This window comes from Chelatococcus caeni (genome assembly GCF_014196925.1).
Classification (GTDB): Bacteria; Pseudomonadota; Alphaproteobacteria; order Rhizobiales; family Beijerinckiaceae; genus Chelatococcus_A; species Chelatococcus_A caeni.
This window is the reverse complement of record NZ_JACIEN010000001.1, coordinates 837,350-851,084: the sequence shown is the minus strand read 5'-3', so window position 1 is coordinate 851,084 and position 13,735 is coordinate 837,350. Positions and strand designations below refer to the sequence as shown.

At 66.9% G+C, this 13,735-nt stretch carries 13 protein-coding genes; 8 read left to right on the top strand and 5 right to left on the bottom strand.

Translation table 11 applies throughout. The features are described 5' to 3' along the window. Positions 1–84 precede the first annotated feature (84 nt). From GGR16_RS04080 to GGR16_RS26395, 4 genes are all read left to right on the top strand, one after another. On the top strand, positions 85–1,284 hold the full coding sequence (locus GGR16_RS04080) for an MFS transporter (RefSeq protein WP_183315768.1): 1,200 nt from the start codon (positions 85–87) through the stop codon (positions 1,282–1,284). Between the two features lie 194 nt (positions 1,285–1,478). Continuing rightward, the gene (locus GGR16_RS04075; RefSeq protein WP_019402818.1) at positions 1,479–1,721 is read left to right on the top strand and encodes a type II toxin-antitoxin system Phd/YefM family antitoxin; all 243 of its coding nucleotides are present in this window, start codon (positions 1,479–1,481) and stop codon (positions 1,719–1,721) included. Continuing rightward, the gene (locus GGR16_RS04070) at positions 1,721–2,146 is read left to right on the top strand and encodes a type II toxin-antitoxin system VapC family toxin (protein ID WP_019402819.1); all 426 of its coding nucleotides are present in this window, start codon (positions 1,721–1,723) and stop codon (positions 2,144–2,146) included. Before GGR16_RS04075 ends, GGR16_RS04070 begins: the two co-directional genes overlap by 1 nt. An 81-nt stretch (positions 2,147–2,227) precedes the next feature. Further along, entirely contained in the window at positions 2,228–2,359 is a 132-nt protein-coding gene (locus GGR16_RS26395; RefSeq protein ID WP_281380522.1) for a hypothetical protein, read from the top strand. Positions 2,360–2,504: 145 nt separating this feature from the next. Here the strand turns inward: GGR16_RS26395 and GGR16_RS04065 are convergent, their stop codons facing one another. After that, the gene (locus tag GGR16_RS04065; protein ID WP_019402821.1) at positions 2,505–2,762 is read right to left on the bottom strand and encodes a hypothetical protein; all 258 of its coding nucleotides are present in this window, start codon (positions 2,760–2,762) and stop codon (positions 2,505–2,507) included. Between the two features lie 147 nt (positions 2,763–2,909). Between GGR16_RS04065 and GGR16_RS04060 the strand changes: the two genes are divergently transcribed. The 4 genes from GGR16_RS04060 (at position 2,910) to GGR16_RS04045 (ending at position 10,707) form a co-directional block, all read left to right on the top strand. After that, the gene (locus tag GGR16_RS04060; protein WP_183315767.1) at positions 2,910–4,709 is read left to right on the top strand and encodes an adenylate cyclase; all 1,800 of its coding nucleotides are present in this window, start codon (positions 2,910–2,912) and stop codon (positions 4,707–4,709) included. Positions 4,710–4,971: 262 nt separating this feature from the next. Then, positions 4,972–5,646, top strand: coding sequence for a hypothetical protein (locus tag GGR16_RS04055; RefSeq protein ID WP_183315766.1), 675 nt, complete (start codon positions 4,972–4,974; stop codon positions 5,644–5,646). Positions 5,647–5,716: 70 nt separating this feature from the next. Continuing rightward, positions 5,717–8,167 carry an arylsulfatase gene (locus GGR16_RS04050; protein ID WP_183316330.1) on the top strand — a complete coding sequence of 817 codons (2,451 nt, stop codon included), beginning with the start codon at positions 5,717–5,719 and terminating at the stop codon, positions 8,165–8,167. Positions 8,168–8,403: 236 nt separating this feature from the next. Further along, positions 8,404–10,707, top strand: coding sequence for a tetratricopeptide repeat protein (locus tag GGR16_RS04045; RefSeq protein WP_183315765.1), 2,304 nt, complete (start codon positions 8,404–8,406; stop codon positions 10,705–10,707). Between the two features lie 131 nt (positions 10,708–10,838). On the opposite strand, the gene GGR16_RS04040 is transcribed toward GGR16_RS04045, so the two are convergent. The 4 genes from GGR16_RS04040 to GGR16_RS04025 all read right to left on the bottom strand — a co-directional run bounded on the left by GGR16_RS04040 (position 10,839) and on the right by GGR16_RS04025 (position 13,732). Continuing rightward, on the bottom strand, positions 10,839–11,183 hold the full coding sequence (locus GGR16_RS04040) for a phasin family protein (RefSeq protein WP_183315764.1): 345 nt from the start codon (positions 11,181–11,183) through the stop codon (positions 10,839–10,841). A 122-nt stretch (positions 11,184–11,305) separates the two neighbouring features. Further along, positions 11,306–12,541: an HlyD family secretion protein gene (locus tag GGR16_RS04035; protein ID WP_183315763.1), complete on the bottom strand. Its 1,236-nt coding sequence runs from the start codon at positions 12,539–12,541 to the stop codon at positions 11,306–11,308. Beyond that, positions 12,534–13,037, bottom strand: a complete 504-nt coding sequence (locus tag GGR16_RS04030) for a hypothetical protein (RefSeq protein WP_053193856.1) — start codon at positions 13,035–13,037, stop codon at positions 12,534–12,536. Before GGR16_RS04030 ends, GGR16_RS04035 begins: the two co-directional genes overlap by 8 nt. Next, complete coding sequence (locus tag GGR16_RS04025; RefSeq protein WP_019400950.1) at positions 13,034–13,732, bottom strand: 3-oxoacid CoA-transferase subunit B; 699 nt, start codon at positions 13,730–13,732, stop codon at positions 13,034–13,036. The genes GGR16_RS04030 and GGR16_RS04025 overlap by 4 nt, the downstream gene beginning before the upstream one ends. Positions 13,733–13,735 lie beyond the last annotated feature (3 nt).

Sequence of the window (13,735 nt, the reverse complement as noted above, 5' to 3'; positions counted from 1 at the left end):
CAACCGACCTTCGCCGTACACGACACCGGCACGCCGGAGCGCTGGAGCGCCGGAGCGATGGTCCTCTTTGTGGAGTGCGCGAACATGCGTGACACCGAACGGCCTGACCTGGCCCATCGCCACGTCGTTGCTCTGACGGGGGCGCTTTTCCTGTCCTATCTCACCGTCGCCATGTCGCTGCCAGCGGTGGCGGTCCATGTCGTGCAGGGGCTCGGCCTCGACAACGCCTATGGCGGGTTGGCGGTCGGCATCGCCTTCCTGTCGACGATCATGACACGCGGCCGTGCTGGCGCGTGGGCGGACGGGCTCGGCGGCAAGCTCTGCATGCAGCGCGGCCTCGTCATCTATGCGGCGGCCGGGCTGATCGGCCTTCTCACAAGCTGGCCCGAGCTGCCGGCGACCGGCAGCTATGCGGTGCTGGTCATCGGGCGGCTCCTGCTGGGGCTTGGCGAGAGCGTGGCCATGGTCGGCATGATCAGCTGGGCCATTGGCCTGACGGGCCAGGCCCGCTCCGGTCGCGTCATGTCGCTCGTCGGCATAGGCATGTATGGCGCCTTCGCCGCCGGCGGGCCGCTGGGGCTGGCGCTCCTGGACCAGCTCGGCTTTGCCGGACTGATGGCCGCCTGCACGGTGCTGCCTCTTGTCGGGCTCGCTGCAATTCACCGGCTGCCGGCCGTGGCGCCTCAGGCCGGGCAGCGCGAATCCTTCTGGCGGATCATCGGGCGCATCTGGCGTCCCGGCGCCGCCGTCGGATTGCAAGGGGTCGGCTTTGCGGCTCTGGGCGCTTTCTTTTCCCTCTACTTCCTCAGCCGCGGATGGCCTCATGCCGGGCTCGGCCTGACCTTCTTCGGGGTGGGGTTCGTCATGGTGCGCCTCGTCTGCGGCAACCTGCCGGATCGGATCGGCGGAACACCCGTCGCCGTCGCTTCGCTCCTCGTCGAAGCCTGCGGCCAGTACCTCTTGTGGCTGGCGCCCGGGCCGTACACGGCATTGGCCGGCGCCCTGCTGACCGGGCTCGGCTGCTCGATGGTGTTCCCGGCAATGGGCGCCGAAGTCGTCAAGCAGGTACCACCGCACCTGCGTGGGACGGCGGTCGGCGGGTTCGCGGCCTTCCAGGACCTGGCCTATGGCGCGACGGGACCGGTCGTCGGCATCCTGGCCGACCAGGCCGGCTACGCGTCCGTTTTCCTGATCGGCGGGCTTGCCGCAACGCTGGGCCTTTGCACGGCAGTATCATCACGTCAACGCGCGCACGCCGGACTGTCGCGTTCGGATGAGCGTTGATCCCGTTGCGTACATCCCTGAACTGACAGGCAGTTTGTTGGATCGTGCGATCAGGACGTGCATTCCGAACGGGCAATCTGGATGTGACTGCGTCCGGACCGGGCATGGGTTCCCGGAAGGAGGCTTTGAGAGGCAGCGCTGGAATTCTCAGACCAATTACACTATATGACCATCTATATGGTCAGGAGCGTGACATGGATGCTATCAATCTGGCCGATGCCAAGGCCCGTCTGAGCGAACTGGTCGACCGGGTCGAAGCGGGCGATTCGATCGACATCACCCGCCGCGGCAAGCCGGTCGCGCGGCTCACCGGCGTGGCCAGGCCGCGCAAGCCGATCGATGCCGCACTGCTTCAAGCGTTGACGGCAGCGATGCCGCCCCAGTCCCGGAGCGCCGCCGACCTCGTGCGGTCGATGCGGGATGGCGACCGCTATTGATGCTCTATCTCGACACGTCGCTGATCGTCGCGGCGCTCTCCAATGAAGCGATGACGCCGCGCGTCCAGATCTGGCTGGCGGAGCAGGACCCGGCGCGGCTTCTGATCAGCGACTGGACCGTCACCGAAATGTCGTCCGCCATGGCGATCAAGCTGCGGACCGGCCAGATCAGCCTGGAGCAGCGCGCCGCCGCGCTCGCCATGTTCAACAAGCTGGTCGCCGAGAGCTTTACCGTGCTGCCCGTGACGGGCGGGCAGTTCCGGGCGGCGGCGAAGTTCGCCGATCAGCATGCGCTGGGGCTCCGCGCCGGCGATGCGCTGCATCTCGCCATCGCATCGGAGCATGGCGCCACCGTGCATACGCTCGACCAGCGGCTCGCCGAGGCCGGCCCGGTGCTCGGTGTGCCGGCACGGTTGCTGGCGTGATCCAGGCCTTCTCCAGCTTGGCCAGTCCGCTCGGAAGCCGCCATGGCCGGTGGCTGATCCGACGAGCAGAACGACGCGATCGTGGCAGACTATTTCGCGATGCTCGCCGACGACATCGGCGGGCGGCCCTACAGCAAGGCAGAACATAACCGCCTGCTGCAGGCGGTGATCGATCGGCCCCGCGGCTCCGGCAGGCATTCGACGGGCGACTAGAATGACGTTACCAACTGATGAGAAATCCTGCATTCGGCGTTCATTTCTGTAGTCCTAAGCCCATCAAGTCTCGTTCTGGTGCCAATCACTGACACCCCTAACCTTGACACCGGTGGCTTCGTGCCTGCTCGGCATCCCGAAGCAGCTAAAGCGCCGGACCGTTGGACGCAGCGTCGATCGCCGCCCGCAGCTCATCGACGAGGCACGCGACAAGCGTCCGATATTCCGTGCAGCGCTCTTCCTTGTTCGCAGAGGTCGAGCTTTCCCACAGCCGCAACGCCCTTTCGGCTTCCGCAAGATCGGCGCAGATCGAGCGGAACCCCTCATCGCGAAGGGCGAGCTCCTCTATCGACTGCCTCCGATCCGGAAAGCGCCGGACCGCCGCGAACACACCCTGATCCATGTCAAGGAGGCCTCGATCCATAAGCGGAGCAATTTTAACTACCGACGCGAGCGGGCGAGAAGTATATTACGGTAACTAACACAAGCTCAGGTAGTGGAGTTGAGTTGCGGGCGCCGGGGAGAGCCGCGGCCGCGAAGGAGTAGATCAATGGGGGGCGCTGATTTACGCGTCGACGAGGTGCCCCACGATCGGCTGGACCGGCCAGCTGCGGACGAGATTCGAGCGCAGCTCGAGCGGGTGGAGTGCAGCCGCGAATTCGACGCGCCCGACCGCGTCCGCCGCTTCCTGCACTACGTGGTAGAAGAGGCGCTGGCCGGACGTGCGGACAGGATCAAAGCCTACACAATCGCCCTCGAGGTGTTCGGCCGCAGCGTCGACTTCGACGCTCGAAACGACCCCATCGTGCGCATCGAGGCGGGGCGGCTGAGGCGGGCACTGGAGCGCTATTACCTGCTTGCCGGACAGGCCGATCCGGTGTCGATCAGCATCCCCAAAGGCGGCTACGCGCCCGCCTTCGCCTTTAAATTGACCCAGCCGCCGGTCGAGACGGTTCCGCCCGATCCGGTCGAGCCCCCCTCGCCTCCGCTGGGCGAAGGATTGGCAGCGCGGCCTTTGCCCTGGCTGCGGTGGACGATTGCCGCGGTGGCGGTCTTGATCGCTGGCTTGCTCGGTGCGGGCCTTTGGTCAGGCGCCACCGATGCGTGGCGCCTCCGGCCGGGCGGGCATGTCGACGAAGCGGGGCCCAAGGGGCCGTCAGTCCTGGTCCGGCCCTTTGCAAACCTCGGCGGCGATGCGGAGGGAGAGCTCTATGCCGCAGGATTGACGGACGAGGTGTTGTCACAGCTTGCCCGGTTCAAGGAGTTGAGGGTGGTGGGCCGCGAAACCACGAAGTCCCTCACCGCCACGGCTGGCGCCTCCGATATCCCCGCGGATCTCGGCGTTCGCTACGTCCTCGAGGGTACCGTCAGGACGAGCGCACACGGACTGCGCGTCAACACCCGCGTGCTGGCGGACGAAAGCGCGATCGTGCTCTGGGCCCATACGTACGAGGCGGATTTGACCTCCGGCAACATTGTCGGCATCGTCGTGGACGTCGCCGGCCAGGTCGCATCCACAGTCGCGCAGCCCTACGGCATCATCTTCCAGGCCGACGAGAGCCGAGCGCTTCAACGTGCCCCGGATGACCTTGCCGCATACACCTGCACGCTGCGCTTCTATCAGTATCGCGCGGTTCTAAGCGCCGAGGAGCACGCCGCAGTCCGCGACTGCCTCGAACGCGCGGTCGCTCGCTATCCCAAATACGGCACCGCCTGGGCCATGCTGTCATTCCTTTACCTGGACGAGGACCGGTTCCAGTTCAATCCCAAAGCGGGCGGGCCCCCCGCGATCGAGCGCGCGCTCGAAGCCGCCCGTCACTCGGTGCGTATCGACCAGGACAACATCCGTGGCCTCCAGGCGCTGATGACCGCGCTGTTCTTCACCGGCGAGCCAGCGGAAGCCTTCCGTATCGGCGAGCGGGCGCTCGCGCTCAATCCAAACGATACTGAACTCCTCGGGGAGTTCGGCACCCGCGTGGCTCTGGCCGGCGACTGGAAGCGCGGCTCGGAGCTGCTCGAAAAGGCGCTCGACATGAATCCCGGCAATTCGGGCTTCTATGCCGGGATGTTGGCTCTCGCCGCCTTCATCCGGCACGATAGTGCCCGCGCGGTGACCCTGATCCGGCAGGCGGATCTCAGGAAGTTTCCCATCTTCCATTTCGTCGCGGCGCTGATCTACGTCGAGGCCGGACTGGAGGAGGAAGGTGCCAAGAGCCGGGCCCGGTTCCTTGAGATGCAGCCCCGGTTCTTCGACGCCTTCGATGCCGAACTCGCCAAGCGCAACTTCGGACCGGAGGACCGGAGGTTCATGACCGAGGCCGCCCGCAAGGCTGGCTTTCCGGTGCCGTAGAACCCGGGTCAGGGATTACCGCGCCCCGGCGCACCGCAATCCGAAAAGTCGCCTCTCGCCAAGACGATGAGCCACCTCGATGCCCTGCGGGCCGCGATCCGCTGGTAGCTTACCGTAACTTACGCCCTCACGCCGCTTGGCGTGTTTAAGGTTTGCTCAGGCGTTGCGGTCTCGAGGGCTGCTGGGCTGCCGGGCGGTCATACCTTCCCGGCGCGACATCCTGACCGGACGGCTGTCTGAACAATCAGGCTATCGGGGAGGAATGATGTCGGCACGCGGGTTTATTCGGTTTCTCCTGGGGCTGGCAATTCTGCTCGGCCCCGCAATGGCGCTGGCGCAAGACGCGACGCCGCACGTTCCGTTGCAGAAGACGATCGGCAAGGCGAAACCTGACATCGTTCCCTCTCTGATCGTATTGAATTCCCGCGGGGCCACCCTCGACGGGAACACGCTGACGCTCACCGGCGTCGCCAGCAACGCCATCATCTTCGCTGACCGTCCGGTCCGCTCCGCCGGTCATGCGCTGACCGAGCACCTCATCGAGGAATGGGCCGAGGGCAGCGACAGCTTCGCCAAGGACCCGCCGAACGCAACCGTATCGGCCTTCAGCAAGGACGGCGGCACGATCCGGGACGCGGTGGTGGTTCTGAAGTCGCCGAAGCTCGAGGGCGACACGCTGACCTTCAATGTCGATGTCCTCGAGGGCAGCCTTGGCGGCACCGACGGGCCGGCCTCGGTGTTCATCGACATCATCGGCATGCCGTTCACGCCACTATCGTTCGCCGGCGCCGCTCGCCGCACCGCCTTCCGCGGCGCCTGGTATGCCGGTGCGGCGGCAGGCGCCGCGGCCGCAGCGGCCCCCTACTACCATCCGTACTACCACCCTTATTACTATCCTCCGCGCTGCGGCTATTACCCCTACCCGCCTTGCTACTGAGGCGAATATGGCGTGACACCGATCTATTACAGGGGAGGCAAAGTTGAAAACCGCGAAGCTCTTGTTCTCGATGTCGGCCCTTGTGGGGCTCGCCATCGCCACCGCCCCGGCGGAGGCCCAGCAAGCCGCCGCCACACCAGGCTCGCCCGGCGCGACGACGACCATCGACGGCAGGTACCTGCCGAACCCACCGCAGCCGTTCAAGGGCGATGTTCAGGTCAACGCCGCCCAGTCGACGCCATACTGGCCTGGGCTCGTGGTGCCGCCCAAGGGGGCACCGAACGTCCTGCTGATCATGACCGACGACGTCGGCTTCTCGGCGCCGTCCACCTTCGGTGGCGTGATCCCGACGCCGGCCCTCGACCGCATCGCCGCCGACGGCCTGCGCTACACGCGGTTCCACACGACGGCACTCTGCTCGCCGACACGAGCCGCGCTGCTGACCGGCCGCAACCATCATTCGGTCTCCACCGGCGTCGTCGTCGACCAGGCGACGGGCTATCCCGGCTACGACAGCGTCGTCAAGCGCGACACCGTCGCCATCGGCGAAATCCTGAAGCAGAACGGCTACGACACCTCGTGGTTCGGCAAGGACCACAACACGCCACAGTGGGTGACGAGCCAGGCCGGCCCCTTCACCGACTGGCCGACCGGGCCGATCAAGGGATTCGAATACTACTACGGCTTCCTCGGCGACGACACGAGCCAGTGGCAGCCGAACAACCTGTTCCGCAACACCACGCCGATCGAGCCCTATCTCGAGAATCCGGGCTGGAATCTGACCACCGCCATGGCTGACGAGGCGATCGCGCGCATCAGGATGCTGAACGAGCTCCAGCCCGACCGGCCTTTCATGATCTACTACGCGCCGGGGGGCACGCACGCGCCGCACCATCCGACCAAGGAGTGGGTCGACAGGATCAGCGCGATGCACCTGTTCGACGAGGGCTGGAACAAGCTGCGAGAGACGATCTTCGCCAACCAGAAGAAGCTCGGCGTGATACCCGAGAGTGCCGAGCTCACGGCCTGGCCGGAAGATCTGCCGCAGTGGGACACGCTTTCGGACGAGGCGAAGAAGCTCTACATCCGTCAGGCCGATGTCTATGCCGCGTATCTGGCCTATACGGACCACGAAATCGGCCGCGTCATCCAGGCGGTCGAGGACGCAGGCAAGCTCGACAATACGCTGATCATCTACATCAGCGGCGACAACGGTGCGAGCCCCGAGGGCACGCGCCATGGCCTCTACAGCGAGTTCTCCATCCTGAACGGCATCCACCCGACGGTGGAACAGAACATGGCGTTCTACGACGCGTGGGGCACCGACCAGAGCTATCCGCACTATGCGGTGCCATGGGCCTGGGCCTGGGACACGCCGTATCAGTGGACCAAGGAGGTGGCCTCGCACTTCGGCGGCACGCGCAACGGCATGGCAATGTCCTGGCCCGCGCGCATCAAGGACGCCGGCGGCATTCGTCACCAGTTCCATCACGTCATCGACATCGTGCCGACCATCCTTGAGGCGGCCGGCCTGCCGGAGCCGGTGATGGTCAACGGCGTCGCCCAGCGGCCCATCGAAGGCGTGGGCATGGCGTACACGTGGGGTGATGCCAACGCGCCGGGCCGGCGGACGACCCAGTATTTCGAGATGTTCGGCTCCCGCGCGATCTACCACGACGGGTGGATCGCCTCGGCGCCGCCGATCCTCGCCCCCTGGGCACTTTCGCTGGCGCCGCCTCCCACGGACGTCATGAACGACTTCAAATGGGAACTCTACAACCTGAACGAGGACTGGACCCAGGCGACCGATGTCGCTGCCAAGATGCCGGACAAGCTGCGCGACATGGAGCAGCTGTTCGTCATGCAGGCGGAGAAATACCGGGTCTTCCCGCTCGACGACCGCACCCTTCCCCGGTTCATGGGTGTGAAGCCGAGCTACATCGAAGGCCGGACCGCGTTCGAGTTTACCGGCGAGTTGAGCAACGTGCCGTTCCCAGGCGTCGCCGGCGCTCCGAACGTGCTGAACAAGTCGTACACGATCACCGCCGAGGTCGAGATCCCGGAGGGCGGCGCCGAGGGCATGCTGGTGACCGACGGCGGCCGGTTCGCCGGCTACGGCTTCTATCTCCTGAAGGGCGTGCCGACCTTCACCTGGAACCTGATCCAGCTCGAGCGGGTGAAGTGGCAGGGCAAGGAGGCGCTCAGGCCCGGCAAGCACACGCTCGAGTTCGACTGGAAGTTCGACGGCCCCGGCCTCGGCAAGGGCGGGACCGGCACCTTGAAGGTGGACGGTCAGGTCGTCGACACCCGCGACATGCCGAAGAGCCTGCCGGTCGGCATCGGCTGGGTCGAGACGTTCAATGTCGGCATCGACACCGGCACGCCGGTGGACGATGAGGACTACCAGGTGCCGTTCCGCTTCACGGGAAAGATCAACAAGCTGACGATGAAGCTCGGGCCGGAAGAACTGACCCCCGCGGAACGGGAGATGATCTTCGGGAGCTACCGCGCGAAGCAATAGGCGTGGCGGGTTCCGCAGAAGGCACGCCGTCAGCGTCGGTCGACATCATGGGCAGGTCGCGCACGCCACTGGCTTGCGAGCGCGGCCTGCCGCATCGGTTCTGCCGCGGGAGGAGACGATGAGAACGCCCGATCCACTGTTCGCGACCCTCGCCCGGGCAATTGTCGGCGGTCTCCCTGTCAGCCCCCTATCGTAGAGCATCGGGAGCGATCCTCCCGGCAAAGAGGCCGCCGATCGTGCATGACAGCCCCTCTCCCTTCGGCATCTTTTCGGCTCTGCCCGGAGCGGTCATTTCGGCGCTGGCGGTCCTGCTGATCGGGTTTTCCTTCGGTGCGTCGGGCGACCCGGCGGCTGCTCCACGCGGGCTTGCTGCCCAGCCGGCGAGCAGCGCGTCCCATTCCGCCTACGTGTCCGACGTTGCCTGCGCCGGGTGTCACGCCGCCGCGTACGACGCCTGGCGCACATCGCATCATTTCCATGCGATGGAGGTGCCGGACGAGGCGTCCGTTCGCGGCGACTTCGGCGGTGCCGCCTTTGAGGACGCCCATGCCCGCTATCGCTTCTTCCGGCGCGACGGGTGCTATTTCGTGGAAGTGGCCGGCGGCGCTGGAGCGGTCGAGCACGAGGTCCGCTACACATTCGGCTGGGAGCCGCTCCAGCAGTATCTCGTCGAGGGGGAGCGCGGCCGCCTGCAGGCCCTGACGATCGCATGGGACACCAAGCAAGGCCGCTGGTTCGACCTCGCCGAACGTGACCCGGCGCCGCCCGGCGACCCGTTGCACTGGACGGGCCGCGAGTTCACCTGGAACTTCCGCTGCGCGGACTGCCATTCGACCGATCTGCAGCGCCACTACGATGTCGCGGCGGACCGCTACGAGACGACGTTCGCCAACGTCAACGTCGGCTGCCAGGCCTGCCACGGGCCGGGCCGTGCGCACTTGGCCTGGGCGTCGGGCGACCGCAAGGCGTCCGACAAGGGCCTCGCCGCCGCGCCAGGCGAAAGCAGCCGGGCGCAGCTCGATACTTGCGCGCGGTGCCACTCCCGCCGCCGGCCGATCACCGAGGTTCCCGTCCCCGGCGCGCCCTTCCTCGACCATTTCATTCCGGATCTGCTGGGCGAGAGCCTCTATTTTTCGGACGGCCAGATCCGCGACGAGGTCTTCGAATATGGCTCCTTCGTCCAGAGCCGCATGCACCGCAGCGGCGTCGTCTGCTCCGATTGCCATAATCCCCATTCGGGCACGCTCCATGCCGACGGCAATGCGGTCTGCACCGCCTGCCACAACGAGACGCCGCCCGAGCGCTTCGCCAGCATCAGGCCGCTGTCCTATGACTCACCGGCGCATCATTTCCATGAGCAGGGCAAGGCGGGCTCCTTCTGCGTCGACTGCCACATGCCGGCGCGCACCTACATGCGCGTCGATCCGCGGCGCGACCACAGCCTGCGCGTGCCGCGTCCCGACCTGTCGGCGGCAACCGGCGCACCGGACGCATGTACCGGCTGCCACAGCGATCGGAATGCGGCCTGGGCCGCCGCGCGGATCGTCGAATGGTACGGGCCTGGCCGGCGGCAGGAGCCGCATTATGGCGAGGCTCTGGCACTCGGCCGGAAGGGCGCGCCGGGGAGCGGCGCCGCGCTCGCCGCGCTCGCTGGCGATACAACCCAGCCATCGATCGCCCGCGCGACCGCCGTCGAGATGCTGCAGCGCCACCTGGACCAGGAGACCGGCCCCGCCGTGGCCGGGGCGCTCGCCGATCCCGATCCCCTGGTGCGCATGGCGGCCTTGCGGACACTCGAGGCCATCGCTCCCGGCGCGCGCGTCGATCTTGCCGCTCCGCTGCTCGACGATCCCGTGCGATCCGTCCGGATCACGGCCGCCCGGGCGCTCGCGGCGGTATCCGAGGCCGCACTCCCGGAACAGCGCCGCGCGGCACATGTCCGGGCAAGCGAGGAGTATGTCGCCTCCGAGCTCGCCGCAGCCGAGCGGCCCGAAAGCCATCTCAACCTCGGCCTCTACTGGGCCGAGCGGGGCGACATCGAGAAGTCGGAGGCGGCCTACCGCACCGCGCTGAGGCTCGCACCAGACTTCATCCCGGCGATGATCAATCTTGCCGAGCTGAAGCGCGCCCAGGGGCAGAACGACGATGAGGCACGGCTGATCGAGCAGGCCCGCGACATGGCGCCCGACAATGCAGCGGCCCTGCATGCGCTTGGGCTGCTGCGTGTCAGGCAGGGCCGACAAGCCGAGGCGCTGCCGCTTCTCGCGAGCGCGGCCGCGATGGCGCCGGGCTCGGCACGATACGCCTATGTCCATGCGGTGGCGCTCGAGTCCCTCGGGCAGGCGGACGCGGCGCGCGCGGCATATATGACGGCGCTGCAAAGGCATCCCTACGACGTCGACCTGCTGGCCGCGCTCCTTCAGCTTCAGTTGCGCAGCAACGACCGCGATGCGGCGCGCTCGACCCTCGATCGCCTGATCGCGCTGCGGCCCCGCGATGCAGGCCTTGCCCGGCTGAAGGCCCAGCTCGGCGGGCGCTGAGGACGATACGAACCGGCAAACGGGATGTCCGCCATGTCGACGGTCCGAAGCCTGTTCACCTGGCCGGCCATCCTTCTGCTGGCAGATGGACCGGCCGAACGCATGACAATCAGCTGACGTGACCCGCCGCCTCAGCGCCGGTCACGATCCGCGCTTCCGTTGACGGAGGTCGTATAGAGGGCCATCAGCTTCCCCATCTCGGCATTGTAGTCGCGGAGCGTCTCTTCGAGCCATTTCGACTGGACCGCCGACACATCCCCGACATCCCTGCAGGTCATCATCTCACGCATGGCCCGGCCGTCCTTTTCGAGGCGCATGGACATGAAGCCGAGCATCTCGCGCTGCCACTCCGCGGCCGTCGTAAACCATGTCTGGGTGGCTTCCATGAGCGCGCGCCCCTGCTGGCCGGCCATGGCGAACTGATCGACGCCCCGCGGCTTTCCCTTGGTCGCGCTCTCCTGTTGGGTGATCGTCATGATATCCTCCTCATCGATATCTGCCGCCCTAACGGAGCGGCCTTGATCCGCGGCAGCCGGTCGAGGGGCACATCGCGTCGCCGGGGCTCGCCCCGCACGGAAATGCCTCCGACCGGTCGTCGTCAGTGCCCCGCAAACACGAGCGTCTGGATGGGCAGCAGCAGCGCCTGGATGCGCAGGATCGCAGCGTGCACCAGCGCGACCGCATCGACCGCATGCAGCGCCAGCGCCTTGACGCCGCCGACTTCGCCGGACGCGATACGCTCGTGGTTGCTGGAATAGGCGTTGGCGATGCAGCTGCTGCCGGGTGTCACGCCGTCGAGCCCACCGTCATAGATAGGCTCGAGAAAGACGAGGATCGACCCCGGCCGCAGCACCTGCTGCGGGTCTATCAGCTGTTCGCCGCTGCGGATCTGGCCGGCGGCGATGAAGTCCTGCACACCCGTCACGACCATCGGCACCACGACCCAGGGCTTCGACACGCAGGTGACCTCCGCGGCCATGCCGACGCGCATGACCTGCGCCTCGATCTGCCCGAAGCCGGCCTGCAGGCGGCCACGCCCGGCACCTTCCGGGATGAGGATGCCTGCCGGCCGCATCAGCGGGTTGACCACATCGCCGACGCGCAGGGTGAACTGCTCGACATGCCCGCTGACGCCGGCGCGGATCACGGTCTTCGCCAGTTCCACCTCGGCTTCGGCCAGCTGCGCCTCGGCGCTTGCCTTTTCGGCGGGCAGCAGCGTCGAGAGCCGGGTCTCGGCCTGCTCCTTGCCGGCAATCACGGCATTGATCGTCCCCTGGCGTCCGTCGACGGTGACCTGCAGCCGCTCGAGCTCGCGCAGCGCGACCGTGGCCGGGTTGCGTCGATAGAGCTCCTGCCTGGTCTCCAGTTCGTCGAGCGCCTGCTGGTGGGCGCTCCTCGCCTCCTGGAGCTTCCCTTCGGAGGCGGCGATATCGGCCTGCGCCACCACCATGGCGGCGTCCGCCTCGGCGATCCTGCGCCGGGCGGTCTCCACCGCCGCAGCCTGCCTCGAGCTGTCGAGGCGGAAGATCGGCTCGCCCTGCTTCACCACGCCGCTCACCGTGTCGATATAGATTTCGGCCACCCTCCCGTTGGTCTCAGGAAGGATGGGAATGGTGCGGAAGAAGGCCGTCGCATTCGTCGTCGAGGGGTGATTGTAGAAGACGACCGTGATCAGCCCGATCGTCAGCATGAGGCAGGTGATGATGCCCCAGCGCAGCTCGAACCACACGGAGTAGAGGGTGATCTCCTTGCCGATCCGCTTTCCCTGCACGTAGCGACGGTAGAGATAGTCGGGAAGGAGCGTGAGAAGAGAGCAAAGGAGCAGTTCAAGCATTGGCCCGCTCCTTCTGAGCCGAAGCCACGGCCGCCGGTCGCTCGATGGCGTCCCCTTCCCCCTCCGCGGGCACCACGAGGGTCGGCCGGGATTCAGGAAGTGATGATCCACGATCGGGCTCGGCCGTCGCGCCGACGGCGTCCTCTTCCGGCGCCATTCCGGCAAGCCTCTCCAGGGCCCGCGCCATCCTGCGCAGCGGAGTTCCGAAGTCGGGGATGTCGATCAGGGCCAGCAGCAGGCCCAGCACCCAGAAGATGTGCATGTGGGTGAACAGCGCCAGCAGCCCCAGCACGGCGACGATCTCGAACTGCAGCTTGTGGGAGCGGTGCGCGATCCGCTCCGGCAGCGTGTGAAGGCGCAGGAACAGCAGGCCGACGGCCAGCACGGCGACGAGCAGGAAGACCGCCATGATGACCATGAGGACGTCGGTGTCGCCCGGCGCGGTGATGAACACCGGCAGATGATGAGGCGCCGCAGGGTGAATCGTCCCGTTCATAGCGCACCTCCGGTCGACGGTGCGGACAACGACCGTCGCACTGCCTCCGCACCGGCGGAAGCAAGTTCGGGGGCGATTATAAGCTCAACTTCAGTCATGTTGAGCACTTCGTTCACCGTGACACCCTCCATCGTCTCGATCAGCGTCAGGCGGCCATCGCGCACGGCGATGACGGCGAGCTCGGTGACGATGAGGTCCACCGCCCGTTCCGACGTCAGCGGCAGCGAGCTTTCCCGCACGATCTTCGGGCGGCCCTTGGCCGTATGCTGCATGGCGACGACGACGCGCCTTGCGCCGGCCACGAGATCCATCGCGCCTCCCATTCCCGGCACCATCTTGCCCGGGACCATCCAGTTCGACAGGCGCCCGTGACGATCGACCTGCAGGCCGCCCAGGACCGTGAGGTCGAGATGGCCGCCGCGGATGAGGCCAAAGGACGTCGCGCTGTCGAAGGTCGAGGCTCCCGGCAACGCCGTGACGGGCCGCCCGCCCGCATCCGTGAGCCAGGGCAGAGCCATTCCGGGCTCGGGAACCGGCCCCGTGCCGATCAGGCCGTTCTCGGACTGGAAGAACACCCGGATCCCCGCCGGAACGAAATTGGCGACGAGCGTCGGTATGCCGATGCCGAGATTGACCAGCATGCCGTCGCGCAGTTCGTCTGCGATGCGCCTTGCGATGGTGCTTTGCGGATCCATGGC